General features: G+C 62.6%; 32 protein-coding genes. 21 read left to right on the forward strand and 11 right to left on the reverse strand.

Going from position 1 to position 26,909, the window contains the following annotated elements:
* Positions 1-8 precede the first annotated feature (8 nt).
* The gene (locus tag BMF35_RS13160) at positions 9-1,532 is read right to left on the reverse strand and encodes a replicative DNA helicase (protein ID WP_047007934.1); all 1,524 of its coding nucleotides are present in this window, start codon (positions 1,530-1,532) and stop codon (positions 9-11) included.
* A gap of 147 nt (positions 1,533-1,679) precedes the next feature.
* Between BMF35_RS13160 and BMF35_RS13165 the strand changes: the two genes are divergently transcribed.
* The 3 genes from BMF35_RS13165 (at position 1,680) to BMF35_RS13175 (ending at position 3,388) form a co-directional block, all read left to right on the forward strand.
* On the forward strand, positions 1,680-2,171 hold the full coding sequence (locus tag BMF35_RS13165) for a UPF0262 family protein (RefSeq protein ID WP_047007876.1): 492 nt from the start codon (positions 1,680-1,682) through the stop codon (positions 2,169-2,171).
* Positions 2,172-2,203: 32 nt separating this feature from the next.
* Positions 2,204-2,902: a glycoside hydrolase family 25 protein gene (locus tag BMF35_RS13170; RefSeq protein ID WP_047007875.1), complete on the forward strand. Its 699-nt coding sequence runs from the start codon at positions 2,204-2,206 to the stop codon at positions 2,900-2,902.
* A gap of 81 nt (positions 2,903-2,983) precedes the next feature.
* Positions 2,984-3,388, forward strand: a complete 405-nt coding sequence (locus BMF35_RS13175) for a hypothetical protein (protein ID WP_047007874.1) — start codon at positions 2,984-2,986, stop codon at positions 3,386-3,388.
* A 7-nt stretch (positions 3,389-3,395) separates the two neighbouring features.
* On the opposite strand, the gene BMF35_RS13180 is transcribed toward BMF35_RS13175, so the two are convergent.
* Both BMF35_RS13180 and BMF35_RS13185 read right to left on the reverse strand, forming a co-directional pair.
* Positions 3,396-4,541: a M14 family metallopeptidase gene (locus BMF35_RS13180; protein ID WP_047007873.1), complete on the reverse strand. Its 1,146-nt coding sequence runs from the start codon at positions 4,539-4,541 to the stop codon at positions 3,396-3,398.
* Positions 4,538-5,143, reverse strand: coding sequence for a DUF4136 domain-containing protein (locus BMF35_RS13185; RefSeq protein ID WP_047007872.1), 606 nt, complete (start codon positions 5,141-5,143; stop codon positions 4,538-4,540). Before BMF35_RS13185 ends, BMF35_RS13180 begins: the two co-directional genes overlap by 4 nt.
* A gap of 100 nt (positions 5,144-5,243) precedes the next feature.
* Here BMF35_RS13185 and galE point away from each other — a divergent pair, with 100 nt between their 5' ends.
* The 3 genes from galE (at position 5,244) to BMF35_RS13200 (ending at position 7,183) form a co-directional block, all read left to right on the forward strand.
* Positions 5,244-6,260: a UDP-glucose 4-epimerase GalE gene (gene galE / locus BMF35_RS13190; protein ID WP_047007871.1), complete on the forward strand. Its 1,017-nt coding sequence runs from the start codon at positions 5,244-5,246 to the stop codon at positions 6,258-6,260.
* A gap of 104 nt (positions 6,261-6,364) precedes the next feature.
* A complete protein-coding gene (gene ykgO, locus BMF35_RS13195; protein ID WP_007165381.1) occupies positions 6,365-6,490 on the forward strand; it encodes a type B 50S ribosomal protein L36 in 126 nt (41 codons plus the stop codon).
* A gap of 72 nt (positions 6,491-6,562) precedes the next feature.
* On the forward strand, positions 6,563-7,183 hold the full coding sequence (locus tag BMF35_RS13200) for an HAD-IA family hydrolase (RefSeq protein ID WP_047007870.1): 621 nt from the start codon (positions 6,563-6,565) through the stop codon (positions 7,181-7,183).
* A gap of 85 nt (positions 7,184-7,268) precedes the next feature.
* On the opposite strand, the gene BMF35_RS13205 is transcribed toward BMF35_RS13200, so the two are convergent.
* The gene (locus tag BMF35_RS13205; protein WP_052766159.1) at positions 7,269-7,592 is read right to left on the reverse strand and encodes a DUF8200 family protein; all 324 of its coding nucleotides are present in this window, start codon (positions 7,590-7,592) and stop codon (positions 7,269-7,271) included.
* 156 nt (positions 7,593-7,748) lie between these two features.
* Between BMF35_RS13205 and BMF35_RS13210 the strand changes: the two genes are divergently transcribed.
* Entirely contained in the window at positions 7,749-8,246 is a 498-nt protein-coding gene (locus tag BMF35_RS13210) for a winged helix-turn-helix transcriptional regulator (RefSeq protein ID WP_047007869.1), read from the forward strand.
* Between the two features lie 40 nt (positions 8,247-8,286).
* Complete coding sequence (locus BMF35_RS13215; RefSeq protein WP_236781605.1) at positions 8,287-8,544, forward strand: hypothetical protein; 258 nt, start codon at positions 8,287-8,289, stop codon at positions 8,542-8,544.
* Positions 8,545-8,574: 30 nt separating this feature from the next.
* Here BMF35_RS13215 and BMF35_RS13220 read toward each other — a convergent pair whose 3' ends face one another.
* Positions 8,575-9,003, reverse strand: coding sequence for a hypothetical protein (locus BMF35_RS13220; protein WP_047007867.1), 429 nt, complete (start codon positions 9,001-9,003; stop codon positions 8,575-8,577).
* A 71-nt stretch (positions 9,004-9,074) separates the two neighbouring features.
* Positions 9,075-10,571 carry a YifB family Mg chelatase-like AAA ATPase gene (locus BMF35_RS13225; protein WP_047007866.1) on the reverse strand — a complete coding sequence of 499 codons (1,497 nt, stop codon included), beginning with the start codon at positions 10,569-10,571 and terminating at the stop codon, positions 9,075-9,077.
* Between the two features lie 138 nt (positions 10,572-10,709).
* Here BMF35_RS13225 and BMF35_RS13230 point away from each other — a divergent pair, with 138 nt between their 5' ends.
* The 6 genes from BMF35_RS13230 (at position 10,710) to yihA (ending at position 14,985) form a co-directional block, all read left to right on the forward strand.
* Positions 10,710-11,465, forward strand: coding sequence for a hypothetical protein (locus tag BMF35_RS13230; protein ID WP_047007865.1), 756 nt, complete (start codon positions 10,710-10,712; stop codon positions 11,463-11,465).
* Positions 11,466-11,536: 71 nt separating this feature from the next.
* Entirely contained in the window at positions 11,537-11,671 is a 135-nt protein-coding gene (rpmH, locus tag BMF35_RS13235; RefSeq protein WP_047007864.1) for a 50S ribosomal protein L34, read from the forward strand.
* Between the two features lie 284 nt (positions 11,672-11,955).
* The gene (gene rnpA / locus BMF35_RS13240) at positions 11,956-12,336 is read left to right on the forward strand and encodes a ribonuclease P protein component (RefSeq protein WP_418202108.1); all 381 of its coding nucleotides are present in this window, start codon (positions 11,956-11,958) and stop codon (positions 12,334-12,336) included.
* Positions 12,333-12,542 carry a membrane protein insertion efficiency factor YidD gene (yidD, locus tag BMF35_RS13245; RefSeq protein ID WP_071961243.1) on the forward strand — a complete coding sequence of 70 codons (210 nt, stop codon included), beginning with the start codon at positions 12,333-12,335 and terminating at the stop codon, positions 12,540-12,542. The genes rnpA and yidD overlap by 4 nt, the downstream gene beginning before the upstream one ends.
* 36 nt (positions 12,543-12,578) lie before the next feature.
* A complete protein-coding gene (yidC, locus tag BMF35_RS13250; RefSeq protein WP_047007862.1) occupies positions 12,579-14,354 on the forward strand; it encodes a membrane protein insertase YidC in 1,776 nt (591 codons plus the stop codon).
* A complete protein-coding gene (gene yihA, locus BMF35_RS13255) occupies positions 14,344-14,985 on the forward strand; it encodes a ribosome biogenesis GTP-binding protein YihA/YsxC (protein ID WP_047007861.1) in 642 nt (213 codons plus the stop codon). Before yidC ends, yihA begins: the two co-directional genes overlap by 11 nt.
* 209 nt (positions 14,986-15,194) lie before the next feature.
* Here the strand turns inward: yihA and BMF35_RS13260 are convergent, their stop codons facing one another.
* A complete protein-coding gene (locus tag BMF35_RS13260) occupies positions 15,195-17,513 on the reverse strand; it encodes an EAL domain-containing protein (protein WP_082115751.1) in 2,319 nt (772 codons plus the stop codon).
* 194 nt (positions 17,514-17,707) lie between these two features.
* Here BMF35_RS13260 and BMF35_RS13265 point away from each other — a divergent pair, with 194 nt between their 5' ends.
* The 4 genes from BMF35_RS13265 to BMF35_RS13280 are packed head-to-tail and all read left to right on the forward strand — an operon-like array spanning position 17,708 to position 21,246.
* Positions 17,708-18,379 (forward strand): glutathione S-transferase family protein, encoded by a 672-nt coding sequence (locus BMF35_RS13265; protein WP_047007860.1) that lies wholly within the window; start codon positions 17,708-17,710, stop codon positions 18,377-18,379.
* Positions 18,376-19,515 (forward strand): succinyl-diaminopimelate desuccinylase, encoded by a 1,140-nt coding sequence (gene dapE / locus BMF35_RS13270; protein WP_418202109.1) that lies wholly within the window; start codon positions 18,376-18,378, stop codon positions 19,513-19,515. Before BMF35_RS13265 ends, dapE begins: the two co-directional genes overlap by 4 nt.
* Positions 19,516-19,533: 18 nt before the next feature.
* Positions 19,534-20,814: a dicarboxylate/amino acid:cation symporter gene (locus tag BMF35_RS13275; protein ID WP_047007859.1), complete on the forward strand. Its 1,281-nt coding sequence runs from the start codon at positions 19,534-19,536 to the stop codon at positions 20,812-20,814.
* An 18-nt stretch (positions 20,815-20,832) separates the two neighbouring features.
* Positions 20,833-21,246 carry a nuclear transport factor 2 family protein gene (locus tag BMF35_RS13280; protein ID WP_047007858.1) on the forward strand — a complete coding sequence of 138 codons (414 nt, stop codon included), beginning with the start codon at positions 20,833-20,835 and terminating at the stop codon, positions 21,244-21,246.
* Positions 21,247-21,250: 4 nt separating this feature from the next.
* Here BMF35_RS13280 and nth read toward each other — a convergent pair whose 3' ends face one another.
* Genes nth through dapB form a run of 3 tightly spaced genes read right to left on the reverse strand, consistent with a single transcriptional unit; the run spans position 21,251 to position 23,831 of the window.
* Positions 21,251-21,901 carry an endonuclease III gene (nth, locus tag BMF35_RS13285; RefSeq protein WP_047007857.1) on the reverse strand — a complete coding sequence of 217 codons (651 nt, stop codon included), beginning with the start codon at positions 21,899-21,901 and terminating at the stop codon, positions 21,251-21,253.
* Entirely contained in the window at positions 21,898-23,058 is a 1,161-nt protein-coding gene (locus BMF35_RS13290; protein ID WP_047007856.1) for a M48 family metallopeptidase, read from the reverse strand. Before BMF35_RS13290 ends, nth begins: the two co-directional genes overlap by 4 nt.
* 41 nt (positions 23,059-23,099) lie before the next feature.
* Positions 23,100-23,831: a 4-hydroxy-tetrahydrodipicolinate reductase gene (gene dapB / locus BMF35_RS13295; protein WP_047007855.1), complete on the reverse strand. Its 732-nt coding sequence runs from the start codon at positions 23,829-23,831 to the stop codon at positions 23,100-23,102.
* A gap of 126 nt (positions 23,832-23,957) precedes the next feature.
* Here dapB and BMF35_RS13300 point away from each other — a divergent pair, with 126 nt between their 5' ends.
* The 3 genes from BMF35_RS13300 to BMF35_RS13310 all read left to right on the forward strand — a co-directional run bounded on the left by BMF35_RS13300 (position 23,958) and on the right by BMF35_RS13310 (position 25,728).
* Complete coding sequence (locus BMF35_RS13300; protein ID WP_047007854.1) at positions 23,958-24,653, forward strand: NAD-dependent deacylase; 696 nt, start codon at positions 23,958-23,960, stop codon at positions 24,651-24,653.
* A gap of 13 nt (positions 24,654-24,666) precedes the next feature.
* Entirely contained in the window at positions 24,667-25,161 is a 495-nt protein-coding gene (locus BMF35_RS13305) for a hypothetical protein (RefSeq protein ID WP_047007853.1), read from the forward strand.
* Positions 25,162-25,353: 192 nt separating this feature from the next.
* Positions 25,354-25,728 (forward strand): hypothetical protein, encoded by a 375-nt coding sequence (locus BMF35_RS13310; protein WP_047007852.1) that lies wholly within the window; start codon positions 25,354-25,356, stop codon positions 25,726-25,728.
* A gap of 5 nt (positions 25,729-25,733) precedes the next feature.
* Here BMF35_RS13310 and BMF35_RS13315 read toward each other — a convergent pair whose 3' ends face one another.
* The gene (locus BMF35_RS13315; RefSeq protein WP_047007851.1) at positions 25,734-26,507 is read right to left on the reverse strand and encodes a HesA/MoeB/ThiF family protein; all 774 of its coding nucleotides are present in this window, start codon (positions 26,505-26,507) and stop codon (positions 25,734-25,736) included.
* Positions 26,508-26,909: the final 402 nt, after the last annotated feature.

Raw genomic sequence — 26,909 nt, forward strand, 5'->3', positions numbered from 1 at the left:
GCGGCGGCTCACTCAAACCCGTAATCCGAATAATCCTTCATATTCGGGCTGCTGAACTTGGTAAACTCCGCCTGGAAAAGCAGCGGCACGTTGCCGGTGGAGCCATGGCGCTGTTTGGCGACGATCAGCGTCGCCTTGTTGCGCAATTCCAGATAGCGATCTTCCCACACCCGGTACTTTTCCTTGTCGCCTTCCGAGGACGTTTCGGTCGGCATGTCGGGGCGCAGCGCCTCGTGGTAATAATCGCCGCGATAGATGAACCAGACCATATCGGCATCCTGCTCGATCGAGCCTGATTCCCGCAGGTCGGACAGCATGGGACGCTTATCCTCGCGCTGCTCGACCGCGCGGCTAAGCTGCGAGAGCGCGATCACCGGCACCTGCAATTCCTTCGCCAGCGTCTTCAGGCCGCGGCTGATTTCGGAGATTTCGTTCACGCGGTTATCGTTTGCGCGGCCCGAGCCCTGCAGCAGTTGCAGGTAATCGACCACGATCAGCCCGATATCGTGTCGCCGCTTCAGCCGCCGCGCGCGGGTGCGCAGGCCCGAGATCGTCAGCGCAGGCGTATCGTCGATGTAAAGCGGCAGTTCGGTCAGCTTTTGCGCGGCATAGGAGAGCTGTTGGAACTCTTCCTTGCGCAGTTTGCCCGAGCGCAGCGCCTCGGACGAGATTTCCGCCTGTTCTGCGAGGATACGCGTGGCCAGCTGGTCACTGCTCATTTCGAGGCTGAAAAAGGCGACCGGCGCGCCATAATTGTGCTTACCGCCATCGCGCTGGTAGCGCAGATACTCCTCCGCGCAATTGAAGGCGATATTGGTGGCGAGCGAAGTCTTGCCCATGCCGGGGCGGCCGGCGAGGATGATGAGGTCGGAATTGTGCAGGCCGGCCGTCTTGCTGTCGATCGTTTCAAGCCCGGTCGTCTTGCCCGACAGGCCGCCGCCCGAATTCATCGCCGCTTCAACGAGGCGGATGGCTTCCATGCTGGCGCTTCGGAAGGCGACGCCAGCCTTCTCGCTGGTGGCGCCCTCGGCCACGTCGAACAGGCGCTTTTCGGCCATTTCGATCTGACGCATCGGCTCGACCTCTTCCGAGGTGTCGAGCGCTTCCTCCACCAGATTGCGACCCACGCCGACCAGTTCTCGCAGCAGAGCGAGGTCATAAATCTGCTGGGCCAGTTCACGCGGGGCGAGCAGGCCCTGGCCGTCCGCCGTTAATTGCGCGAGGTATCCCGTGCCGCCCAGTTCGGACAGAGCCTCGTCCCCTTCGAAATAGGGTTTGAGCGTCACCGGCGTCACCACCATCTGGCGGTCGATCAGGGTCAGGATGCGGTCGAGAATGCGGCCGTGGATCGGCGCGTAGAAGTGTTGCGGGCGCAATTCGACCGGCAGCTCTTCCAGCACGCGATTGTCGATCAGCACGGCGCCAAGAAAGGCGGCTTCGGCTTCCAGATTGGTCGGCAGGCTGCGGCCTTGGGGCGCGGCGTCGGTATCGGCGGGCTTCTCGCCGGCAAGGATCAGCTGGTCTTCGGACATGGCGGCATTGATGCGCGCTGGGCTCGCCAACCGCAAGCGTGCGATGCGGCAAATATTGCCTGCGGCCCTGTGGAAAGCGGGGAGAATAACCGCCACCGCCTTATTGATGATTGCGCGCGTCCATCGAGGTCGGCATCAAAGGGCGGCATGGCCGACGATACCGCCAATTCAATCGAGACGATTACGCTGGACGAGGCGACCGTTATCGCGCGCAGCGAAGATATCGAGCGCGAGCGCGAAGTGGCGATGCGCGATCTGGTGCAGGACAATCTTTTCAAGCCCCAGCGCGCCATCGAAAGCGGGCATCTCGGGCCATGGCATGTGCACCTCGCCGTGGTCGATGGCATGCTGGCCTGGCATCTGAAAGACCGCGCTGGCCGCGAAGCGGGAACCATTGGGTTGGGCCTTGCCCGCATGCGCCGGTCGATCCGCGACTACTTCGCCATCTGCGATTCGTACTACAAGGCGCTGCGCCGCGCCTCCGCGCAAGAGATCGAGACCATCGACATGGCGCGCCGGGCCATCCACGATCGCGGCACGCGTCACCTGCTCGATGCGCTGAACGGCAAGGTGGAAACCGACTTCGAGACGGCGCGGCGGCTGTTCACGCTGATCTGCGTGCTGCATATCAAGGCGTGATTCGCGCTTCTTCCAACATGTCGGGCTAACCCATGGGCCGCACTCGCAAGACAGTCTGGCGCTGGCGAATCATCGCCTTCCTGCTGCTGGCCGCAATGATCGCTGCTGCGTGGGGCTGGTGGGAAGCGATCCGCTGGCAACCTTCGCGCACCGACTATCCGACGCAAGGCGCGCTGATCGGGGCGAGCGACGGCGCCGTCGATTTCCGCGAATTGCGCGGTGCAGGGGCAGAATTCGTCTATCTGGAGGCCAGCAGCGGTGCTGGCGACCGCGATCCGCGCTTCGCGCGAAACTTCGCTGCCGTGGAAGATATGAGCCTGCCCCATGGTGTCGTGCATGCCTACGATCCGTGCGTTTCAGCCGAGCGGCAGGCAGCCAATTTCGTCACGATCGTGCCGCGTGACGCTGGGCTGCTGCCACCTGCCATTGCGCTGGACAGACTGGCAAGCGAGTGCGGCGATCCCATTGTCGAAGCCGGGCTGGAAAGCGAGCTCACCACCTTCATCAACCAGGTCGAGGGGCACACCGGCCAGCCTGTGGTGCTGAAAGTGTCTGCCAGGTTTGAGGCAGCGCACGGAATTGGCAATCGGATAGAACGCAATCTGTGGCTGGAACGCGATTTCCTGCAGCCGGATTATGCCGGACGGCCATGGACGCTATGGACTGCCACGACGTATTTTCGTGGGGGAGCAGGCGAGGAGCCCTTGCGATGGGTGGTGGTGCAGCCGTAGAATAATCGCCGTTACGTCCCGCTTCGAGGCGCTTAGCAGACAAGCTGAACCAGCAAATCTCTCATATGCTATAACGCCAAAATGCGAATCGCACTGTCCCTTGCCGCCGCGCTGATGCTCTCCGTTCCTGCCCACGCGCAGGACGACACGCGTTTCATTTTTACTTTCGACGGCGATGTCGACTGGCCGACCAATACGGCCCGCCTCGCAGAGACCGCGCACCAGCGCGCGGAAGATATTGTCGACCCAGCCTATGTGATCTGTTCCGGCGGTTCCGGAGAGACCGCCCGCGAGCGGCGGCGTGAAGTGCGATCCGCGCTCGCCCTTGCCGGTGCTGCGCCCTTCCGGATCCTCGACGCAGGCGTTTGCGATGCGCAGATCACGGGACGATCGCGCCGCGCCATCGGCGAAAACAATGTCTGGCTGGGGCTCGCGCCCTATCAGCAGGTGGTCGAATTCGTGAACAGGCGGCTAGGCGGTAGCTAGGCCGCGCTCAGGCGTCCGCGCCGTCCAGCCATTCCACCAGCGCGCCGAGGCAATCGCGTGCCAGTGCCTTGCAACGTTCCGGGCTCCAACCCTGGTGTTCGTCGGGCCAGTCGGCATTGTCCTTGAACGGCATTTCCAAGGTCATGGCCACCGCTTTGTAGCGATGTGCGACCTGGTTGGTGCTGATCGAAAGATTGGCTTGGCCTGCGGGTGTTTTTGGATAGCCCTTTTCCATCTGAAAGTCCGGCGTGCGGCGATTGAGCAGGCGCTGGTAGCGGCGCATCTTGCCTTCCCATTCCGGCGTCATGTCGGGAAGCGCATCATAGCCTTCTAGGAAGCAAGCGGCGATGGCTTCATCACCATGCACGTCCATCGAGAAATCGACGCCGCTCTCATCCATCGCATTACGTATGGCAAGCACTTCGGGTGACTTCTCTGCCGTAGGATTATCCCACTCCCGGTTGAGGTTCACGCCCACGCCATTGGTGCGCAAATGGCCGCGAAAGCTGCCATCGGGATTGCAGTTGGGTACCACATGCAGGCGGCACTTTTGTCGCAGCACGCGACCAATGACGTCGGCAGGGTCGGTAAGCACTTCCAGCGCACCTTCCATCCACCATTCGGCCATGCTTTCGCCGGGATGCTGCCGTGCGTAGAGCCAGACCTGCGTGTCGCCTTCGCCCATTTCCAGGCAATCGATGCTGCGCCCATCCAGCGTTTCGCCGAGGCGGCGATAGGATACGCCGTCCGACGCTGCGGCCTTTGCCGCCAGGTCGTTGTGCCGTTCCATCGAATAGGGCGCAAAATAGGCGAACCATGCAAGGTCGGAGGCAGGCGTGTAGCGGATCGTCAGCGTGCCGTTGCCGGCATCCTTGTTGTAGCTCGTTTCCGCGCGGCCCCAGAACTGGCGATCTTCGCTCACGCAGGCGCGGTAGCCGGGCCAGCCTTCGGGATAGGCGCTGTCGGCGAGATTATCGATCGTCAGAACCAGCTCTCGTCCCGCAGCACCGCTGACGCGGAAATGAAACCATTGTGCGAATTCGCTCATATGGTCGGCGGGAATGTGCAGATGGGCCTTGGCACCATCCACCGAAACGACTTCTATATTGCCGCTGTCGAAGCCGGCATCGATTGTAATATCAGATGTAATCATTCCACCGCGATAGTCTCGCCGCTCACGCCTGGGAACCCCGAAAAGAGGGCCTCCGCCATGCGCGGCGCGGCGGCGGCATCGGATGCGAAATCGCTATTGGCGGTGGCGGCCATGCTGGCGCGGCCTTCCCACAGATTGGTGCCGCCTTCGGCAGCGCGGATGCTGACCGCGATCTCGCGCTGGATCGTCTCGCGCGGGCCGCCATCGAACAGGCTGTTGAGATTGATGCCCACGCCTACTCCGACGCCCGAACCGAAGGTGCCTGTCGACCCGCCAACGCCGACGCCGACGGGGCTGCGGCGCGCACCGTCCTCATCGACGATGTATTGATCGAGATCGACCTGCGCGACCTGCTCGCCATTCACGGCAACAACGCGGTAGCCAAGCTCTTCCAGTTCCAGCCGCACGGCCTCGCGGTAAATGCCGTATTCGATGCTCTCGCCCTCGATACCGGGCGCAGGCACGATCTGGATCGTACCCTGCGCGAGGAAAGTGGGCTCGTCGGTGACGAAGCGGGTCACATCGACGGGTGAAACATAGGCCGGCGTGGCGCATCCGGCGACCAGAACGGCAGGGGCGAGAGCGGCGAGAAGTTTTTTCATGACAGGGGCCTAACGCTTGGAGCACGGCAAGGTGCCGCGCCGGACTATGGCCAACCTTCTGCCGGATTGCGGCGCGAGTCAAAGCTGCTAAGCGGACGCGATGGCAATGAAGTGTCCCGTTCTCATCACCGGCGGCGCCGGGTATATCGGCAGCCATGCGGTCCTCGCCCTGCGCGATGCAGGATGGCCGGTGGCGGTAATCGACAATCTCTCGACCGGCTTCCGCTTTGCCGTGCCCGATGACGTGCCGCTTTATGAGGCCGATATTGCCGACCAGGATGTGCTGGCGGAAATCTTTGCCGACTGGGGCTTCGGCCAAGGGCGCGGCGCGGTCATGCACTTCGCCGGATCCGTCGTGGTGCCAGACAGCGTGGCGGATCCGCTTGGCTATTATCACAACAATACGGTGAAGAGCCGCGCGCTCATCGAAAGCGTGGTGAAGGCGGGCGTGCCTCATGTCATCTTTTCCTCCACCGCTGCGACCTACGGCGTGCCCGAAAGCTCGCCGGTTACGGAGGACACGCCCAAGGCGCCGATCAATCCCTATGGATGGTCGAAGCTGATGACCGAGCAGATGCTGGCCGATACCGCTGCCGCCCATGACATGAACTATGGCGCGCTGCGCTATTTCAATGTTGCAGGTGCCGACCCCGAGGGCCGCACCGGACAGTCCACGGCAGGGGCGACGCATTTGATCAAGGTTGCGGTGGAAGCGGCGACGGGCAAGCGCGACAAGGTGGCCGTCTACGGCACGGACTATGACACGCCCGATGGCACAGGCGTGCGCGATTATATCCATGTCAGCGATCTGGCGGCCGCGCATGTGCTGGCACTGGAAGCGCTGATCGACCAGCCCGACCGCTCGCTGACGATGAATTGCGGTTACGGGCGCGGCTTCTCCGTCCTCGAAGTGCTCGACGCCGTCGATCGTGTGACGAACCAAACCATTACCCGCGAAATGGCACCGCGCCGCGCGGGCGATCCCGATTCGCTGGTGTCGGACCCATCGCGGATCAAGGCGACCCTGCCATGGAAGCCGGAATATGCCGATTTGGATGCCATCGTCGCTCATGCGCTGGCATGGGAGCGCAAACTGGCCGAGATTCGCGGCGGATAGCCGGCGGGCGGTTGACTTGCTGCCACGTCCGCCGTATCGGCGCGCTTGAATTTCCGGCATCGGAGCACCATCTCCGGTGCCGATTATTTTTCAGGAATAGTATCATGAAGATCCGCAACAGCCTCAAGTCGCTGAAGAACCGTCACCGCGATTGCCGCGTCATCCGCCGTCGCGGCCGCACCTATGTGATCAACAAGACGAACCGTCGCTTCAAGGCCCGCCAGGGCTGATGCGACCCCTGCCGCGCTTTCGCAGCGGCATCGGTCTTAGGAAAAGCCCCCGCCACCACGGGGGCTTTTTGCATGTCTGAGGCTCGTCCGACCGCCGTCGTCTGGGATGTGGGGCGCGTGCTCTATCGCTGGGACTTGCGCTGCCTCTTCGGACAACTGATTGCCGACAATGCCGAACTGGATTGGTTTCTCGCCAATGTCGTCACCGAGGAATGGCATTTCGAACACGATGCCGGCCGGCCCATCGGAGAGATGGTGGTCGAGCGGCAGCGCCATTTCCCTGCCTATGCCGATATTATCGCGGCCTACGAAACCCGTTTCAACGAGACGATACCCGGCCCGGTAGAGGGCACGCACGAATTGGTGGAAGCGCTGGCGGCGCACGGCGTGCCGCAATTTGCGCTAACCAATTTCGGCGACGAGTTCTGGGCGATGTTCGCACCGACGGCGCCCATCTTCGATCACATGCGCGACATCGTCGTCTCGGGACGCGAAAAATGCGTGAAGCCCGACCCGGCGATCTACGCCATCGCCGAAACGCGTTTCGGCATCACTCCCGATCGATTGCTCTTCATCGATGACCGGGCGGATAATATCGCTGCGGCTGAGGCGCGCGGCTGGCATGGCCATGTCTTCCAAGGCGCAGACGCTGCCGCTGCAGACCTGCGTCGGTACGGCCTTCTCACCCCATAAAAAATGGCCCCGATGCGCGTTTGGGCGAATCGGGGCCTTTCGAAGTGCCTGCCCGGATGGAGAGAGGGGCAGGTCGGGATGGGGATCAACCGTTGCAGCGATTGAGGTGCGAATCGCGCATGTCCTCGCCGCGCACGGTGAAGCGCACGATCGAGCCGACTTCGCGGCGCAGTTCCGAACAGACGCGCAAGTCGCGGTCGCGGCTGCGCGGGCCGGTGCACGTCGTGCCTTCGCAGCGGAACAGCACGCCGCCGGCAATGACTTCCTCCTCATCGGTGGGGGCAGCGAGTTCAGCCGTGAAATATGGTGCGGACTGCGCTTGCAGGGCGAGGGGTGAAAAGGCCGCAGCGGCTGCGAGCGCGGCACCGGCACTCACGGTGGCAAGACGGCGGACAGTCGTGAAGGTCATCGGGGGGCTCCTCTGAACAAGTCAATGCGTTGCAATGGACAACCAGTTGCGAAATGCGACCTATCCTCTTAAGTTGCGTTTCGCAACCCTTATTGATGAAAATTTTTGGCTTTCCGGCGTTTGGCTGTAGGACGGATGCGGGACACAGGATTTTGAATGGGCATAAGAGAACCACTTCGCGAACTTGGCTGCGGCCTGCCGCATGCGCTGGAAGTGATGGGAGAGCGATGGTCGTTCCTCATCCTTCGAGCCGCCTTCAACGGCCTCTATCATTTCGAGGAGTTTTCGCAGGAGCTGGGGATTGCTCGCAATATCCTGTCCAACCGCCTGGCAAACCTGGTCGAACACGGCGTGCTGGCGCGCACGCCTTGCGAGGATGACAGGCGCAAGGTGGAATACCGCCTGACCGAAAAGGGCCTCGGCCTGCTGCCCGCCATGCTTGCGCTGCGCCAATGGGGCGAGAAATACGCGCCGGACTACAATCCCGATCTTGTCCTTGTCGATTGCCGTGACGGCCTGCCGGTGGCGCCTATCGGCATTCGCGCCGCCGACGGGCGCGAATTGAGTTGGCACGAGCTGGGCTGGCAAACACCGGACAAGGTCGGCCAGCCGGTGGAGCGGCACGATCTCGGACACGCCGCAGAACCGGTCTAAACCCGCGCCGGAGCGTACACCGGACGGCCGCTACATCATCGTGCGCGGACGATTGTGGCGCGCCACCAATCCGGCCTTGCCAAAGGGCCAGCGTCAGAAACTGGCCAATGAGCTGATGGACGCCCGCCGCGCCGTGCGCGACGCGAAAGACGATCCCGCCGCCATGAAAGCCGCCCGCGCCCGCGTCCACGCGGCGAAAGTCGCGCTAGGCGAACGCGGCCCCGTATGGTGGGATGACGGCGCGCCGGACTACAATCGTAGCCTGGTTAAAAACACGCCTTACGGGGAGACAGACTGATCTGCGCTCCCGTGACGAAATCGCTGAAGTCTACAGTACTGGCACTCCGGCAAGATCCGCATTGGTCACATTCGTGGATTCTGATGCCGCGAAATGTGCGACGAAAACGCTTTCCACGGGATTGCCGTTGCCATCCCTCGCCGGTTCGAAACGCGCATGTTCGGCCAGGCTCGGGCACAGGGCCTGTCCGCGTGCTTCGGCCTCGCCTTCTAGCGGCAAAGCCAGGCAAGTGCGGACATTGCCGGCGGTATCGACGAGTAAACCGAAACGCAGTTCGGGAAGACCATAGAAACGCTGGAGGCTAGGAACGTCTCGAGCGATTTCTCGCTGCCACTCGTCGCTGTTCAGAGGCTGAGCGGACTGGACTTCCTCCGAAGCTGTTTGCGCTTGACCTGCGGTCGAGACTCCCATGGCGAGCACCGTGCAAATCGCTGCGGTCGCTTTTTGGAATACCGGCATATCTACTCTCCTGTTTCCCCCGATGTAAAAGCCTCTCCGACAGGGTTTGAATGCCCCCTGAACATAAGGGCTCAGGCTCGCGGCGCCTGCCTCCGGTAGCTCAGCGCTTCCGCCACGTGGATGCGACCGACATTCTCCGCCCCCGCAAGATCGGCAATGGTTCGCGCGACGCGGAGCATACGGGTATAGGCGCGGGCGGAGAGGCGCATCTTTTCCGCCGCTTGCATCAGCAGGGTGCGGCCCGCCTCGTCCGGCGTGGCGCAGGCTTCCAGCGCTTCTCCATCCAGTTCGGCATTGGAGCGCACACCGCGCGCGGTCTGGCGCTGGCGGGCTGTGGCGACGCGTGCTGCGACCTCGGCGCTGCCCTCGGCCGGGGGCGGCAGCGACAGGTCGGCGGCGCTGACGGGGTCGACTTCGACATGAAGGTCGATCCGGTCGAGCATCGGGCCGCTGACCTTGCTCTGGTAGTCTACCGCGCATTTGGGCGCGCGGCTGCAGGCTAGCTCCGGATCGCCCAGATGGCCGCAGCGGCACGGATTCATCGCCGCGATTAACTGTACGCGCGCCGGGTAGGCGACATGGGCGTTGGCGCGCGCGACATCGACCTTGCCGGTCTCCAGCGGTTGGCGCAGCGAATCGAGCACGGCCCGCTGGAATTCGGGCAATTCGTCGAGGAACAGCACGCCAAGATGCGCGAGGCTGACTTCGCCTGGCCGCACGCGCAATCCGCCGCCGGTCAGTGCCGCCATGCTGGCCGAATGGTGCGGCGCGCGAAAAGGCCGGGTGCGGCTGATCTTTCCGCCTTCCAGCGTGCCTGCCACCGATTGGACCATGCTGACTTCCAGCGCTTCTGCAGGCGTGAGCGGCGGCAGGATACCCGGCAGGCAACTGGCGAGCAGCGATTTGCCGGCCCCGGGCGGGCCGTTCATCAGCAGATTGTGTCCGCCCGCTGCTGCGATTTCGAGAGCGCGCTTGGCGGTTTGCTGCCCTTTGACCTGCTTCAGGTCCGGCCCGAGATGCGCCTCGTCCACCTCGCCCGGTGCCGGCTCGGCAATCTCCGACTTGCCCGACAGATGCGCCAGCAGGGCGACGAGATCTTTTGCCGCGCAAACACGCACACCGCTGGCCCAGCGCGCTTCTGGGCCTTGCGTTTCTGGACAAATCAGGCCGAGATCGGTCTCGGTTGCATGCAGCGCGGCGAGTAGCACACCGGGCGATGCCACAATGCGCCCGTCTAGCGCCAGCTCGCCCACGGCCAGCCATTCGCTCAGCTCCTCGGCATCGATCACGCCCATGGCGCCCAGCAGGGCGAGCGCGATCGGCAAATCGTAATGCGACCCTTCCTTGGGCAAATCCGCAGGCGACAGGTTGATGGTGATGCGCTTTGGCGGCAGCGACAGGCCCATCGCGGCAAGCGCGCTCTGCACCCGTTCGCGGCTCTCGCCCACGGCCTTGTCGGGCAGGCCGACAATGGTGAAACGCGGCATCCCGGCGGCAAGCTGGCACTGCACCTCCACGCTGCGCGCTTCCAGCCCGAGATAGGCGACCGTCGATACCAGTGCGACCACGCGTGAACCCCCGTTCGTACTCCTTACGTGCCCACGGGATAGCGCCGCTGCGTAGGGTGTCGAGTTTAAACATCCTTAATGCATGGGAAACCCCGTATCTTCGGATTTGGGCAGGACGGCGCTGGCATTACACTGCCTATGCGAGCCCTGATTACCCTGATTTCCGCGTTTTTTGCCGTTTCCAGTATTCCTGCCACAGCGCAGCAGATCACGGTGACAGAGGAATGGGTGACGGTCGAAACGGTGGAGCATACCGCCTCGCGCTACGTGTCTCCCCTCCACGAGCGGACCGAGCAGGCTGCAATTGCCGCTTACGGCCCGTTCCGCGTGATCGACGAAAACACCGCCGCACTGGTCGACATCACGCGCGCTGGCGCCCCCGAACATTTCGCCGCCATGCTGGCCGCATACCCCGCCATCGATACGCTGGAATTCGTCGAGGCGCCCGGCACGCATGACGACCGCGCTAATTTGCGCCTGGGCCGCATGATCCGCGAGCGCGGCATCGCCACACGTGTGAAGGATGGTGGTTCGATCCGTTCCGGTGCGGTGGAGCTGTTCCTGGCTGGCGCGATTCGCGAGATCGACGAGGGCAGCGAGTTCGCCGTGCATGGCTGGCTGGACGATTGGGGGCGCGGTGCGGAAGATTATCCGGCAGATGCGCCCGAGCATCGCCGCTATCTCGATTACTATATGGAAATGGGCATGGACGAAGCGCAGGCGCGCGCCTTCTACAGCATGACCAATTCGGTGCCTTTCGAAGACGCACGGTGGCTGACCGGCAGCGAGATGCGCGAATGGGTGCAGGACGCATCCGATAGTGGCCAAGCCGAGAGTGAAGAAGATTCGCAGCCCCGCCTTGCCTATCTTGACTTGGAGCCGGTGCTTCAGTAAGCGCGCACCCATACGGGAGGCCGCCGCTGGTTCGGTGGCCCTTTTCTTTTGATATTCGAGGTATTGTCACCATGAAGCGCACATTCCAGCCGAGCAACCTCGTGCGCGCTCGTCGCCACGGTTTCTTCGCCCGCAAGGCCACCCCGGGTGGCCGCAAGGTGCTGCGCAACCGCCGTCGCCGCGGTCGCAAGACGCTCTGCGCCTGATTCGTTAGCCTCAAACGCCGGCGGCCGCATCCGCGGCCTTAGGCTTTCCGGCCTAACCGGCCGACGCGCATTCGCGCTTGCGGGCTCCTCTTGGAGCCCGTTTTCGTGCGTGAAGGCGACACTTGGCAAAATCAGGCGCGATTAGCGACTGACCGAGGGCGACTGTCCGACCGCAGGTGCCCCGCTGCGAAGCGAAGGGAATAGCGCCGAGAACGAAGCCGCGGATGCGGCTTCGCAAAACAAAAGATTCCAAATCTCGGCGCTTCCTATCTATCTCAATGCCCATGACCCCCACCGTCCTCACCAAACGGGCCGACTTCCTCGCGGCGAATCGGGGGCTGCGCAATGCGCGGCCCGGTTTCGTGCTGCTGACGCGGCCCAATGGCGGGGAGGGGATACGCTATGGCATCACCGTCACCAAGAAGATCGGCAATGCCGTGGTGCGCAACCGCGTGAAGCGCCGCTTCCGCGAATTGCTGCGCGCTGCCCTGCCGGACCATGGCCTGCCCGATCACGACCACGTGCTGATCGGTCGCGATGCCGCGCCGACGCGCGACTTCGCACAGATGGCGAAAGAACTCGAGATCGTGCTGGGTCAGGCGGCGGGAGGGAAGGGCGACCCGGCGCGCCGCCCGCGCAAAGGCGCCAAGAGGAGGCCACGATAGGCCGCGTTCTCATCTGGATTGCGCGCGGCTGGCAACTTGGCCCCAGCCGCATCCTGCCGCCCACATGCCGCTTCCAGCCATCATGCAGCGCCTATGCAATACAGGCTATAGAGAAGCATGGTGCAATCAGGGGTGGATGGCTGGCGCTCAAGCGTATATTGCGCTGCAATCCCTGGGGGGGACATGGGCACGACCCGGTGCCCTGACTGCTAGCAAACGACTTTTCGCGACGGACGATTATCTTGGACAACCAGCGTAACCTTATTCTCGCCGTGGTGCTGAGCGCCCTCCTGCTGTTCGGCTGGGATTTCGCCATGCGCACGTTCTATCCCGAGCCGGAAACCGCACCGATCGACGCCGCCAGTCGCGAGGACGCGCCCATGCAACGGGTAGATGGCGGCGATGGCACGACAGGCATCGATGTGGGCGACGGGATGGAGCGGCCGCTCAATCTCGATGCCGAGCTTGCCACCGCAGACCGCATCACCATCGATGCGCCTGAAATCGCCGGCACGCTGAACCCCGTCGGCGCCCGGATCGACGACATCGTCCTCAAGACCCACCGCCAGACGGTGGACGACGACAGCGGCCCTATCCGCCTGTTCGCGCCGCGCGGAACCGAAGGTCAGCAATTCGCGCGCTTCGACTGGGTGGGCGAAGGCGTCGAGACGCCCGGCGCCGAGACGGTGTGGCAGGTCACACAGGGCGAGACACTGACGGACGAAACGCCTGTCGAATTGCGCTGGGACAATGGCAGCGGGCAGGAATTCGTGCTGCGCTTCGCCATTGACGATCATTACATGTTCACCGTCACGCAGACGGTGCTGAACACGGGCGAAGGCTCGATTGCGCTCCGTCCGCGCGGCCTCATCAACCGCACCAGCGACACCGCCACGGCCTCTACATGGAACGTCCATTCCGGCCCGATTGCCGAGGGCGGCGGCGAGGTGAATTTCGACTTCGACTACGAGGACGTGACCGAAGCGCGCCGCGTCGACCTTCAGGGCAATACCAACTGGCTGGGCTTTACCGACATCTACTGGATGAGCGCGCTTGTCGCAGACAGCGAGAGCGCGTCCTCCGGCTTCTTCGCGCCGCTGGGCGGATCGAACTTCGCTGCCGTGCTGGAATATGAAGCGGTCACCGTACCCGCCAATGGCAGCATGACCCGCACCACGCAGCTCTTCGCCGGGGCGAAGGAAAGCGGACTGCTGGATGCCTATGAAGATAGCGGTATTTCCAATTTCGGCCGTGCCATCGACTGGGGCTGGTTCGGCTTCATCGCCTGGCCGATGTGGCAGGTGCTGATTTTCCTCTTCGGCCTGCTCGGTAATTTCGGCCTCGCCATTATCGGCCTCACCATTATCATCCGCGCCGTGCTGTTCCCCATCGCGCAAAAGCAGTTTGCCAGCATGGCGCAGCTGCGCGCGGTGCAGCCCAAGATGAAAGCGCTGCAGGAACGTCACAAGGACGACAAGCAGAAGCTGCAGCAGGAGATGGCCAAGCTCTACAAGGAGGAAAAGGTCAATCCGCTGGGTGGGTGCCTGCCCATCTTCATCCAGATCCCGATCTTCTTCGCGCTTTACAAAGTGCTGCTGCTGGCGATCGAAATGCGCCACCAGCCTTTCACCTATATCCGCGACCTTTCGGCACAGGATCCGGCAACGATCCTGAACCTGTTCGGCCTGCTGGATTTCACACCGCCCAGCTTCCTTGCCATCGGCATCCTCGCGGTGCTGCTGGGCTTCACCATGTGGCTGCAGTTCAAGCTGAACCCTGCCGCGATGGACCCGATGCAGCAGCAGATCTTCATGATTATGCCATGGGTGCTGATGTTCGTGATGGCGCCCTTTGCCGCGGGCCTGCTGCTCTACTGGATCAGCAACAACATCCTGACGCTGGCGCAGCAGAAATACCTCTATTCCAAGAATCCGCAGCTGCGAGAGCAGATGCTGAAGGAGAAAGAGGAAAAAGCGCGCGCCGCCGAGCGAGAGAAAGCTGCGACGGATGACGCCTAAGGAAGAAGCTCTTGCGAAGGAGGCGAGCAAGCTGTTCTCCGGGCGGGTGGATTTCCTGCTTTCCGCGCCGCAGCTGAAGTTCCTGCCTGATCCGGATTATCCGGAGGTCGCCTTTGCAGGCAGGTCCAATGTCGGGAAAAGCTCGCTGATCAATGCGCTGGTGCAGCGCAGGGCCATCGCGCGCGCTTCGGTAACGCCGGGCCGCACGCAGGAGCTAAATTTCTTCGAGGTGGGTGACCCTACGCAATTCCGCTTCGTCGACATGCCGGGCTACGGCTTTGCAAAGGCACCGGTCAAAGTCGTCGAGAAATGGCGCAAGCTTGTGAGAACCTATCTGCGCGGGCGCGTGCCATTGAAGCGCACGCTGGTGCTGGTGGATAGTCGCCACGGCCTGAAAGATGTCGACCGCGACATGATGACCATGCTCGATGAAGCGGCCGTCGGTTACCGCGTGGTGCTGACCAAGGCGGACAAGGTGAAGGCGAGCGCGCTGGAAGCGGTGCACGAAAAGGTGGCTGCCGAGGCGCGCAAGCATCCCGCCGCCTTCCCGCATGTGCATCGGACCAGCGCGGAAAAGGGCATGGGGATCGAAGAACTGCGGGCCGCGATCCTGAGCGATATCCGGCAATAGCGCGCGAATTTTTAGCCCATCGAAGTGAGCGTTCAGTCGCTCCTGAAACACGCATTAAAAAAGGCGCCGAAAGGCGCCTTTTTCGTAAATTAGTTTGTTTTGAGGCTTAGCGCGCGCTGCGGCCGAAAAGCCAATCCCAAAAACCAGTCATAGTGGGTCTCCTAGTTGCTCAGGGACCCATATGCGTTAACCAACAATGTTTGTAAAGTTTAAACCATGTTTTGGTTTTGCGCTCTTGCTTTATCCCGATGGAAAGCCAGTATTTTTTCGAATGGCACGGGCCGGGAAATAGCATATCCCTGTGCCACGAGACAGCCGGATTCCCGCAAAAGGGTTAACGTTCCGGCATTTTCGACACCCTCTGCCACCACAATGATTCGCAAATCCTTGCCCATCTTCAGCACGCTTTTGACGATGCCGAGCGCTTTGGGGCTTTCGGTCATCGGAGCGATGAACATGCGGTCGATCTTCAATTCCGAGAACGGCAGTTTCAGCAGCGCCTCGAGGCTCGCCGCACCGACGCCGAAATCGTCCATGGAAATCTTGCAGCCGAGCGCATCCAGTTCGCCGAGGATCTCGGCAGCGAGGTCTAGATTCGAGATGCGATAGGTCTCGGTGATCTCCAGAGTCAGGCGCTGCGGTTCGAACCCGGTCGCTTCCAAAACCTCCGCAACCATCTGCACGATCGCCCGCTCATGCAACAGCGTTGCGGACACATTGACGGCGATGGGAAGGTCCAGCCCTTCACGTCCGAAGGCGTTGCCAGCGGCGCACGCCTCTTCCAGCACGAACCGGGTCAGCTGCGACATGCGCCCCGCCGTCTCGCACTGCCGGATGAAATGGTCCGGGGGAATTTGGCCCTTGATCGGGTCGTCCCAGCGCACCAGCGCTTCCGCCCCGATGATCTCCCCGCTCTGGACCATGATCTTCGGCTGGAAAGCGAGGTAAATCTCGCCATTCGCCAGCGCCGCATCGATGCGCGCTTGTAGCGAGATATTCCAGATCAGGTCTTCCTGCGAAGTCGTATCGGCGATTGCGATCGGTTCGAACGTCTCGTTAGTTTTTTCCGCTGCGGCGACGGCAGCATTCAGTCGCTTCGAGACATTGGCGCTGGGCGTAATATCGATCCCAAAGGTGATGCCGACATCGACCTGATTGTCTGCGACGGCGAGCGGGGAAGAGAACAGCGCGCGCAGCCCCTCCAGATGATCGCGAAGGACGGCCGGATCGCGCTCCTGCATCGTCCATGCGATCAGGTGGCCCTGCCCAAGATAAATCGTCGCGTCCTGGGTCGCTGCCTTGAGGCGACCATTGATAGCGAGCAGGTAGTCGGCGTGGAGGTCGCCTGGCAGCGTTCGGCGAACCTCTTCGAAGCGGTGAATTTTCGCGACGATGATTGCTGGCGCGTTATCGGCAACCTTGTGATCGGCCTCGAGCGCGGCAAAGGTCGGCAGGTCCGTATCGGCATCGACGAGAAGCAGGTTACGGGTCCAGCGCGAACGGGCGCGATACAGGCCGAAGATAAATAGCATCAGCGCACCGCCGGCCACGCTCATGCGCACGCCGAAATAGCCCGTAATCAGGAGAGCCGAAGGTAGGGCGAGGACGAGCAAAACATAGAGGGCGTAGCGCGGCGCTCTCGATTTCAAGCCGATAATTAGGAGAAGTGCGAACGCAACACCGGTCAGAACCATCCAGCCCTCAATCCAGCGCATGGCGCCTTCTTTCAGCGTCTCCGCGCCGTAAATGGCGACCATCGATTCCGCCACACGCGGATAGCCCGGAACGTTGCGGGCGCGCCCGATCGCCTCAAGGGTCGGTCCGACAACTAAGGTCTTGTCGGCGAATATGTCCAGATTAGTGCTTCCATCCAATAGCCGAGAAAGCTGATATGTCGGCAGTGTCGCCATCTCGAAAGCGTAGTTCACCTGGAAATCGTCATCGCTTGATCGTGGAACGCCAGCAAGCTGGGCGGAAAAGTTCGGAAGACGTTCGCCAGTCTCTTCCGAAACAAAAGGCATTTGCCAGGTGTAGCCCAGATAGTTGACCCAAGCCTCGAACGCGACGGTATCGACGTCGCGCGCAATGGCTGGAGTATTGATCTGCAGCGTGGGCGCGCCGTTCAGGTCCGTCGTCACATCGCGCACGAGGTAGGCCGAGCCGGAAAATTCGCGCAATGCCGCATTCAGCTCGCCATCAATGGCAGCCGTGGTCGGTTCACTGAAGGCGAAATCCACGAACACTGCATCAGCACCGGCTGCGTCGAGGTTGCGCACGACATTCGCTAGGTCGCGCCGTGCGGAAGCGTTGGCGGGATTGGCGAGATCGACGTCCGATCCGATGAAAACGATCTCGCCGGAGGCATCCTGGTGGGTAATGCGCGACTGGGTAACCCACCCGATCTGATCGACAGGCTGCAATAGCGTAAGAAAATGAAAAGCAAACGCAATCAGCCCCGCCCACGCGAGGTGGCGGAGCCGTTGGAGGTGGGTTGCCCCTTTTCGAGATGTGGTTGGCTTATCGCCCACTCGTCACCTTTCTGCGCGCCCTGGACCGACAGGTCCGCGATCCTTGTGGCATCAGATGGTTAACAAAGCGGCAACGCTATCCTTTCGCGCCGAAGCTGGACGCCGCTTTCGTGAAAATGCGCTGTCACCGTTCAGCCTCGACACGTTTTGGCTTAATGGCTACCCCACGCGCAAACAGGGACACGAGAGCATTCATGAAGCTGATTATCGGCAACAAAAACTATTCGAGCTGGTCGCTGCGCGGCTGGCTGGCGGCGAAGCAAAGCGGGCTTTCCTTCGAAGAGCTGACCGTCTCTCTTTACGGAGAGGATTGGGAAGCGCTGAAAGCCAAAGAGGGCGAATTCCAGCCGTCCGCCGGCAAGGTGCCAGTGCTGTGGGACGGCGATATCGTCGTATGGGATAGCCTCGCCATCCTCGAATTCCTGGCCGACCGGGTCGGGCGTGACCGTTTCTGGCCGAAAGACGAGGCCGCGCGCGCCATGGCCCGCGCCATGGTGGCCGAGATGCATTCCAGCTATTTGCCGCTGCGCCGTGCCTGCCCGATGAATATCCGCGCCCGCGCCACGGGCGATGTGCAGTTGAGCGACGAGGTGGAGGCCGATATCGTGCGCATCCTCGGCCTATGGGCGGAAGCGCGCGCCCGTTTCGGCAAGGGCGGGCCGTTCCTGTTCGGCACGTTCAGCGCGGCGGACATCTTCTATGCCCCCATCGTCAGCCGTTTCCTTACCTACGGCATCGGTGTGCCGAGTTTCGCGCAGACCTATATGCAGGCGGTGTGGGAGCATGACTGGATGCAGCAATGGATTGAGGCATCCGAGGCAGAGGAATGGACCATTTCTCAGTTCGAAGTGGTGCCCGGCAAGTGAGCGCCGATCCGGTTGCCAATGCCCGCCATTTGATGGCTTGCGAAAGCGTCACGCCGGCGCGCGGGCCGGTGTTCGACATGATGGAAGAGATGCTGACGCCGCTGGGCTTCGACGTGCATCGCTTCACGCGTGGAGATGGCCCGGAAGGCAGCGAGCAGGAGGCGGTCGAGAACCTGTTCGCCATCCGCCGCGGGCCGCAAGGCACACCGCATTTCGCCTTCGCCGGCCATCTGGATGTCGTGCCGCCGGGCGAGGGCTGGTCCAGCGAAGCCTTTGCGCCGGAAGTGCGCGGCGAACTGCTCTACGGGCGCGGCGCGGTCGATATGAAAGGCTCCATCGCCTGCATGATCGCCTCGGTCGCCGATATTCCGGCAGAGGCAGGCACGGTCAGTTTCATCATCACCGGCGACGAGGAAGGGCCAGCGCTGCACGGCACGCGCGCGCTGATCGACTACATGCGAGCCGAGGGCATCGCGCCTGATCTGTGCCTTGTCGGTGAACCCACAAGCGTCAATCGCCTTGGCGATATGATGAAGATCGGGCGGCGCGGGTCCGTCAATATCTGGCTGGAGGTGGAGGGCACGCAGGGCCATGTCGCCTATCCGCATTTGGCCGACAATCCGATGCCGAAAATGGTCGCTATCCTTGCCGAACTCGACGCGCTGGAGCTGGACGAGGGGACCGACTGGTTCCAGCCGAGCAATCTCGAGATCACCGAATTCAACGTCGCCAACAAGGCGCATAACGTCATTCCCGGCAAGGCGACGGCGCGCATCTCCATCCGCTTCAACGACCAGCATTCTGGCGCGTCATTGTCGGAGAAAGTCACTGCGATTGCCGAAAAGCACGGCGGCACTGCGCGGCCCGTCATCAGCGGTGAGCCGTTCCTCACACCGCCGGGCGAATTTTCCGACATGATCGCCGCTGCCATCGAGGCCGAGACCGGCGTCGATCCGGAACGCTCCACCACCGGCGGCACGTCGGATGCGCGCTTCCTGAAGGATTTGTGCCCGGTGATCGAATTCGGCCTTGTCAACGCAACCATGCACAAGACCGACGAGGCCGTGGCGCTTGACGACCTGACCACGCTGACGGCAATCTACAGACGGATCGTAATGGCTGCGCTCGGCGGCTGACATTTGGGGACGGATCGCATGAAAACCTGGTTTGCCATTCCACTGTGGCAGCGCGTCGTCGCGGCGCTCATCCTCGGTGCGATCACCGGATATTTCTGGGGCCCGGGTGCGGAAAGCATCAAGATCATCGGCGATATCTTCATCGATTTCATCAAGATGCTGATCGTGCCGCTGATCTTTTTCAGCGTGGTGTCGGGCGTGGCCAGTATCGGCAATCTCGGAAAGCTCGGCAGCGTCGGCTGGCGGGCGATCCTGCTCTTCGTCATCACCGGGCAGGTTGCCGTATGGCTGGGCTTGGCGCTGGGCACATGGCTGGAGCCGGGCGTGGGCCTCGATACGTCGGGCATAACCATGGGCGAAACGCCCGATCCCGCACCGTTCGACTGGCGCGAGATGCTGCGCTCTATGATCCCGGTCAGCCCGGTGAGCGTGATGGCCGATGTTCGCGTGCTGCCGCTGATCGTCTTCTCCCTGCTGGTCGGCATCGGCATCCTGCTGGCGCGCGGCGATGTGGAGGATGATGACGAGGCGGAAAGCGAAAGCGGCGTGCGCGGCGCGGCGATGATCGCGCGCGCTTTCGATGGCGGCGCGCTGATCTTCCAGAAAATCACCATCATCGTGATGGAACTCACCCCCTTCGGCGTCTTCGCGCTGATGGCATGGGTGGTCGGCACGCTGGGGCTGGATGCGGTTGCCGCGCTCGCCAAGCTGGTGGGGCTGAACTATCTAGGCTGCCTGCTTATCATCGGCGTGATGTATACCGGCATCCTCGCTCTGATGGCGCGGGTGTCTGTCATCGGCTTCTTCCGCGGCATGGTGGATGCCATTGCCGTCGCCTATTCCACCGCCAGCTCCAGCGCGACGCTGCCGGTTACGCTGCGCTGCACCCAGCGCAATCTCGGCGTGAGCAAGCCGACCTCCAGCTTCGTCGTCTCGCTCGGCTCGACCATCAACATGGATGGCACGGCGATGTATCTCGGCCTTGCCACGCTGTTCGGCGCGCAGATCTTCGGCGTGGACCTTTCCATGGCGGACTATTTCATGATCGCGCTGCTGGCGACGGTCGGCTCCATCGGCGCGGCGGGCATTCCGGGCGGCGGCCTGGTGATGATGGGCGCGATCTTCACCGCCGTGCAGGTGCCGCTGGAAACCATCGCCTTCGTGGCAGGCGTAGACCGCATCATGGACATGATGCGCACCGCGACCAACGTCACCGGCGATGCGACGGTGACAGTGACGACAGCCAGCGCCATGGGCGAGCTCGACAAGGGCGAACTGCGCAGCGCGGATGATGTGTAAAAGAAGGGGACAAGCGTAATGGGTGACAGTGCAGCAACCGCGGTCGCGAAGCGGCTCTATGAGGCTTTTGCGGCTGGAGATATGGATGCGATCGCCGCGCTGCTCGGCGATGACGTAGAGTGGGTCGAGGCAGAGAGCGGTCCCTACGAGGCGGGCAATCCGCACACCGGCATGGCAGGCGTCGGCGCAGGCGTATTCGGCCCCATCGGCGAGGCTTACGACGGTTTCGCAGCTACGCCGCAGCGCTTCACCTGCGAAGGCAATCGCGTCGCGGCTGAGGGGCGCTATACAGGGACCAACAAGCGAACGGGTGACAAACTCGACGCCCAATTCGTACACGTTTTCACTGTCGATGGCGCGCGGATCAAGGCGTTCCAGCAATACACGGATACGCATCAGTGGCGGCGCCTCGAAGGGACGCTGGGCGACTGAAGGCTCACCGCCCCTTCGGCTTCTCCAGCACCTTCTTGCGATAGCTGCACAGGTCCACCAGCTGGCAGCGCCAGCATTCGGGCGTGCGGGCTTTGCAGACGTAGCGGCCGTGCAGGATCAGCCAGTGATGGGCGTGCAGGCGGAAGGGCTGGGGCACGCGCTTTTCCAGCTTGGCTTCGACCTGCTCTGGCGTTTTCCCTTTGGCGAGGCCGGTGCGATTGCCGACGCGCAGGATATGGGTGTCGACGGCGAATGTCTCCTGCTTGAACCAGCAATTGAGCACGACATTGGCCGTCTTGCGCCCGACGCCGGGCAGGCGGACGAGATCCTCGCGCGTGTCGGGGACTTTGCCGCCATACTCGTCGACCAGCAGCTGGCTTAGCGCGATGACGTTCTTCGCTTTGGAGTTGAACAGGCCGATAGTCTTGATGTGGTCGATCAATCCCTCCAGCCCCAGATCGAGCATTTGCTGCGGCGTTTCCACCTTGGCGAACAGCGCGCGGGTCGCTTTGTTTACGCCCACATCGGTCGCTTGGGCCGAGAGCGCCACGGCCACCACGAGCTGGTAGCAATTGCCGTATTCCAGCTCGGTTTCCGGCTCCGGATTGTCCTCCGCCAGCCGCCGGAAGAACTCGAAGATCTGGTCTTTCGTCATTCAGTCCCGGCCTGATTGGCCAGCTTCCATTCCATCGCCGTGCGTATGCGGTTTTCGACCGTCGGGTGGGTGTAGAACAGCGTCTCCTCCACCGGGCCTGCCAGCGGGTAGCGATATTCTGCCGTCTTGATGAGCGCGCCCGCCAGCGCATCGGGCAGGCCGACCGTGGCGAGCGAGTAGGCGTCCGCCTCTCGCTCCCCCACGCGGGTGAGGGTATTGGTGACAGGCCCGGCGAGGGTCGAGAGCAGGCCGAGGACGAACAGAAACACCGGCAATCCGCGAATGTCGGAAATTTCCGCATCCGTCCCGAACCACCGCGCGAAACGCGGGTAAAGCCTGTCGGTCAGCCAGAAAAGAAAGATCGCCAGCACGCTCAGGACCAGCACGCTGCGCCACACATGGCCGAGCACGTAATGGCCGATCTCGTGTCCGGTTACGGCCTTCACTTCGTCCAGCGAAGCCTCGTCCATGGCCACGTCGGAAATGGCGATGCGCGCCGATCCGCCGACGCCCGAGACGTTGGCGGTGAAATTGTTGGACTGGCGCGATCCGTCATACATGAAGACCCGGTCCTCCGGCACGCCAGCCTCGGCGGCCAGTTCCAGCACGGCGTCGCGCACTTCGCCTTCGGGAATGGGCTGGTAATCGTTGAACAGCGGCTCGATCAGGATGGGGCTGAGCAGCAGCATGAAGGCGACGAGGCTGGCGACGAGGCCGCCCGCCCATGCCCACCAGAACCGCCCCGTCTTGCGCAGCAGCCAGTACACGCCAAGTAGGAAGATCGCCCCGATCACCGCGCTCAGCACAAGGCCGATGGCACCCTGTGCGACAAAATCGGACAGCGGCTGGCTCGTGCGGTCATATTGCGTTTCGCGCCACCAGTCGGTGTAGATCGACCACGGCAGCGTCAGCAGCGTGCTGATGATGAGGAAGGTTGTCGCCACCAGCAGGATGCGCAGCCACCGCTTCTCGGTATAGGCGGCCACGCGGTCGAGCACGCCCCAGCGCACGATCACCCACGTCACCAATGCTGAGACGACCAGCCCCCACAGTATCAGCCAGTGATTGCCCGTGGTGTAGTCGCGCGCCAGCGCCAGTTCCTCGGCGCTCAGCGTCGCCATCCATTCCTGCGTCGCCGCAGCGGCCAGTATTTGCATCGTGTTCCCCTCTCCCGAGACCCTGTCAGCCCGAAAGCTGTTTAACCCAGTCCAAGCACATCGTTCATCGTATAGCGACCGGCCTCCCGACCAATCAGCCATGCGGCTCCACGAACGGCGCCGCGCGCGAAGATGGAGCGGTTTTCCGCGCTGTGCGAGAGCGTGATGCGCTCCTGCTCGCCGGCGAAAATGGCCGAGTGATCGCCCGCAACCGTGCCGCCGCGCAGCGATGCGAAGCCGATGGCACCCTGCGCCCGCTCGCCTGTCATCCCGTCGCGTCCACGCTCGCTATTGTCATCCAGCGCGATGCCGCGCCCCTCGGCGGCGGCCATGCCCATGAGCAGCGCGGTGCCCGAAGGCGCGTCGACCTTGTGGCGATGATGCATCTCCACGATCTCGATATCCCAGTCCTCGCCCAGCGTCTCTGCCGCGCGGTGGATCAGGTGGCACAGCACGTTCACACCGAGCGAGGTATTGCCAGTATGGAGAACGGGGATCGCTTCGGCAGCCTCGTCGATGGCGCGGTGATGCTCGTCTTCCAGCCCGGTGGTGCCGATGAGGATGGGAATGCCAGCTTCTCGCGCCGCCTGCAGATTGCCCGCCAGCGCGCCGGGCGCGGAGAAATCGACCAGCGCATCGCTCTTCGCGGCCAGCGCGCCCACGGCATCGCCATGATCCGCGCCGCCTGCGAAGCTGTGTTCGCTGCCCTCAAGCACGTCGGCAATCGCCTGCCCCATGCGCCCTGCGCTGCCGATAATGCCGATCTTTGCCACTCTCACTCCTTAATCGTCATGCTGAACTTGTTTCAGCATCCATCCTGCCTCACACACCGGCCGGAGCATGATGATCGATAGACCCTGAAACAAGTTCAGGGTAACGACAAGTGATGGAGAACCAGCATCGTAAATATCGTCATCCTCACGGGCGCAGGAATCTCCGCAGAAAGCGGACTCAAGACCTTCCGCGCGGAGGACGGATTGTGGGAGAACCACCCGGTCGAGCAAGTAGCAACGCCAGAGGGGTTCGCCCGTGACCCCGACCTCGTGCAGCGCTTTTACGACGAGCGTCGCGCACAAATCCGCGCTGCCGCGCCGAACGCCGCACATAAGGCTCTCGGTCGGCTGGAGCGCGAATTCGACGGCAATCTCCTGCTGGTCACCCAGAACATCGACGACCTGCACGAGCGCGGCGGAGCAACGCAAACGCTCCACATGCACGGCGAGGCGCTGTCGGCCTGGTGCCTGTCGTGCGACACACGCCACAGCTGGTCCACAACCTTGCGCGACAGCCCCCAATGCCCCTCTTGCGGAGACGCGGCGTTGCGGCCCGACATCGTGTGGTTCGGCGAAATGCCCTATCAGATGGACCGGATCTTCGACGCGCTGTCGCGGGCGGACCTGTTCGTCTCAATCGGCACCAGCGGCGCGGTCTATCCCGCCGCCGGCTTCGTGCAGCAAGCCTCTGCCAATGGCGCGCGCACGCTGGAGCTGAACCTCGAGCGCAGCGCAGGCTCGCACCTGTTCGACGAGACGCGGCTCGGCCCGGCGAGCGAACTTGTGCCGACGTGGGTGGACGAGATGCTGGCAGGCGATTGACCCGCCTTTAACCATGACGCGCTATCGTGCCGGGATGACGACGTTCCTGCGCATCCTGATGCTGATCTGCCTGCTGCCCTATGCCTGGGTTGGCTGGTACTGGCTGGATTTCTGGTTGCTGGCCGAGACCGACAATATCGATGCCCAGATGCTTCTCAACTCATTCGTGCTTTTTTGCGCGGCGCCGTTCCTGATCGCCTTTTTTGCGATCGTTGGCAGCGTGAGGGGCGCGATTGCGCTGAAGGATGGATTGGCTGACAGAAAACCCGCTCAAGTCGTGCGAAATTCCGGCTGGCTCTGGCTTACCGTCAGTATTGCCGTCGCTGCGACTGCGACGTCATTGCAGCTTTATAGCATCTGGTTTCCCGACGTGCCCGAGGGGCGGGACCGGCTGGGGCGTATTTGCGAGACCACCGAAACGGGCAGCACACGGTGTCGCCCCGATCCGGACAACACGGAGACATTTCTCGACCAGGTGAACCGCAAGATTCGCGACGGGGAGCTATAGCGGGGCCGAAATTTCGAGGTTTCCATTCGTGCTGCAAGGTCTTGGCAGATTATTGCAAAGGCGCCAGATGGTTAACGCGCGTGGCAGGTCATCGCCGCTATGCTACATGACACTATGACGTCACGGCGCCGCGCGAGTGCCGACACGCCATGAAGGGGTCGGACCTTTGCCCATTTTGAAGGCGGTTCTGACATGACATTGCATTCAACGCTGGATGGCGTTGCCGAAATCTACAGGCGGCTGGAAACTGCTGCGTTGCACGACACCACGCCGGATGCGGAGGAAATCCTCTATCTGCGGCGCCAGTTCGCCAAGGCCTATCTCGCCTTTACCGAGGCGCTGGACGATCCTGCCTTCCAGGCTGCCCACCCGGCGCTCGCCGCTTCGCTCAAGGACCGGATGGGCACGCTGCGCATCCGCCTGATGACGCATACGCTCGACTGGCAGCCAGACCACATCCGGCAAGAGCCCGCGGCCTATCGCAAGGCTGCCATCGCCGTGCGCGATCTTGTCGGTGATTTTATCGAAGAGACGCGCAAGCGGCTGAACGAAGATGGGATCGACTAGCCGCCTCAGCAGGCCTTGCAGGCGGCATCCTTCGCAATCGTGAGCGTGCGCATGGCGGGCTTCAGACCGTCCATCAGATGCAGCTTGCCCCAGCCGGGCTCGCCCATATGGCCCGATCCTGCAGTGAGAATGCGCACCGCCTGTATCGCCGCGAACGTGCCCGTCCAGCCGACCATGGCACCTAGAACGCCGTCCTCGGCGCAGGTGTCGCAATCCTCCGCATCGAAAGCATCGCCCACGAAACAGCGATAGCACGGCTCATCTTCGAGATGCCCCTGAAAGGCTGCGACTTGCCCCTGGAAGCGTCCGATGGCGGCGGATAACAGCGGTACGTGCGCGGCGACGCAGGCGTCCGATACGGCAAGGCGGGTGGCGAAATTGTCCGTCCCGTCGACCACCAGGTCGGCTTCGGCGATCAGGCTTTTGGCATTGCCAGCATCAACGCGGCGGTCGTGAATGTGCGCTGTGAGTTTGTCATCGAAATTGGCGAGCCATCGCCGGGCCGAGACCGCCTTGCCGTGCCCGATATCGCGCGTCGTGTAGATCGTCTGGCGCTGGAGGTTGCTCGCCTCGACCTCGCCATCGTCCACCAGCGTCAGCGTGCCGACACCGGCGCCTGCAAGATATTGCAGCACCGGCGCGCCGATGCCGCCAAGGCCGATGATCGCGACATGGCTGCGGGTCAGCGCCGCCTGCCCCGCACCGCCGATCTCGGGCAGTACGATGTGGCGGGCGAAGCGGTCCAGCCGTGCGGGATCGGAAATGTCGCTGGCACTCATGCCATCCCCCTAGCGCGATGGGGCAGGGCATGAAACGGCGGAAAAGCTTTCCTACAATCTGGGCGCAATGCCAGCACCGCTCCGGTCATCCGCCCGGCGCGGTGACGCGATAGATTTCCGCGCCTTCCCGCAAATCTGTCAACTTCGTTTGCGGAAGAAAGCCTAGTGAATACAATGCTTTGTGGGCGTGTTCGGCTCAGAGAAGTTGACACCCGTGTCAACTCGCACCGTGTGCAACACTCTGTGCGCACGCTGGGCACAACTCTGTGGAGCGAGGCGGGAAAACCGCTTCGCCTGCACTGTAGACAGGCGTGTGGACAGCCATGTGGATATGCTGTCGACGCGTTGTGGATATGGGATGGTCCGGCGACGCAGCATGGCCGCGCCGCCGGTAGTCCGAAA

Source organism: Aurantiacibacter gangjinensis, from assembly GCF_001886695.1.
Lineage (GTDB): Bacteria > Pseudomonadota > Alphaproteobacteria > Sphingomonadales > Sphingomonadaceae > Alteraurantiacibacter > Alteraurantiacibacter gangjinensis.

Coding starts and splice junctions, on each gene's coding strand:
- BMF35_RS13160 (WP_047007934.1), bottom strand. CDS start 1,532: ATGTCCGAAGACCAGCTGATCCTTGCCGGCGAGAAGCCCGCCGATACC.
- BMF35_RS13165 (WP_047007876.1), top strand. CDS start 1,680: ATGGCCGACGATACCGCCAATTCAATCGAGACGATTACGCTGGACGAG.
- BMF35_RS13170 (WP_047007875.1), top strand. CDS start 2,204: ATGGGCCGCACTCGCAAGACAGTCTGGCGCTGGCGAATCATCGCCTTC.
- BMF35_RS13175 (WP_047007874.1), top strand. CDS start 2,984: ATGCGAATCGCACTGTCCCTTGCCGCCGCGCTGATGCTCTCCGTTCCT.
- BMF35_RS13180 (WP_047007873.1), bottom strand. CDS start 4,541: ATGATTACATCTGATATTACAATCGATGCCGGCTTCGACAGCGGCAAT.
- BMF35_RS13185 (WP_047007872.1), bottom strand. CDS start 5,143: ATGAAAAAACTTCTCGCCGCTCTCGCCCCTGCCGTTCTGGTCGCCGGA.
- galE (WP_047007871.1), top strand. CDS start 5,244: ATGGCAATGAAGTGTCCCGTTCTCATCACCGGCGGCGCCGGGTATATC.
- ykgO (WP_007165381.1), top strand. CDS start 6,365: ATGAAGATCCGCAACAGCCTCAAGTCGCTGAAGAACCGTCACCGCGAT.
- BMF35_RS13200 (WP_047007870.1), top strand. CDS start 6,563: ATGTCTGAGGCTCGTCCGACCGCCGTCGTCTGGGATGTGGGGCGCGTG.
- BMF35_RS13205 (WP_052766159.1), bottom strand. CDS start 7,592: ATGACCTTCACGACTGTCCGCCGTCTTGCCACCGTGAGTGCCGGTGCC.
- BMF35_RS13210 (WP_047007869.1), top strand. CDS start 7,749: ATGGGCATAAGAGAACCACTTCGCGAACTTGGCTGCGGCCTGCCGCAT.
- BMF35_RS13220 (WP_047007867.1), bottom strand. CDS start 9,003: ATGCCGGTATTCCAAAAAGCGACCGCAGCGATTTGCACGGTGCTCGCC.
- BMF35_RS13230 (WP_047007865.1), top strand. CDS start 10,710: ATGCGAGCCCTGATTACCCTGATTTCCGCGTTTTTTGCCGTTTCCAGT.
- rpmH (WP_047007864.1), top strand. CDS start 11,537: ATGAAGCGCACATTCCAGCCGAGCAACCTCGTGCGCGCTCGTCGCCAC.
- rnpA (WP_418202108.1), top strand. CDS start 11,956: ATGACCCCCACCGTCCTCACCAAACGGGCCGACTTCCTCGCGGCGAAT.
- yihA (WP_047007861.1), top strand. CDS start 14,344: ATGACGCCTAAGGAAGAAGCTCTTGCGAAGGAGGCGAGCAAGCTGTTC.
- BMF35_RS13265 (WP_047007860.1), top strand. CDS start 17,708: ATGAAGCTGATTATCGGCAACAAAAACTATTCGAGCTGGTCGCTGCGC.
- BMF35_RS13275 (WP_047007859.1), top strand. CDS start 19,534: ATGAAAACCTGGTTTGCCATTCCACTGTGGCAGCGCGTCGTCGCGGCG.
- BMF35_RS13280 (WP_047007858.1), top strand. CDS start 20,833: ATGGGTGACAGTGCAGCAACCGCGGTCGCGAAGCGGCTCTATGAGGCT.
- nth (WP_047007857.1), bottom strand. CDS start 21,901: ATGACGAAAGACCAGATCTTCGAGTTCTTCCGGCGGCTGGCGGAGGAC.
- BMF35_RS13290 (WP_047007856.1), bottom strand. CDS start 23,058: ATGCAAATACTGGCCGCTGCGGCGACGCAGGAATGGATGGCGACGCTG.
- BMF35_RS13305 (WP_047007853.1), top strand. CDS start 24,667: ATGACGCGCTATCGTGCCGGGATGACGACGTTCCTGCGCATCCTGATG.
- BMF35_RS13310 (WP_047007852.1), top strand. CDS start 25,354: ATGACATTGCATTCAACGCTGGATGGCGTTGCCGAAATCTACAGGCGG.
- BMF35_RS13315 (WP_047007851.1), bottom strand. CDS start 26,507: ATGAGTGCCAGCGACATTTCCGATCCCGCACGGCTGGACCGCTTCGCC.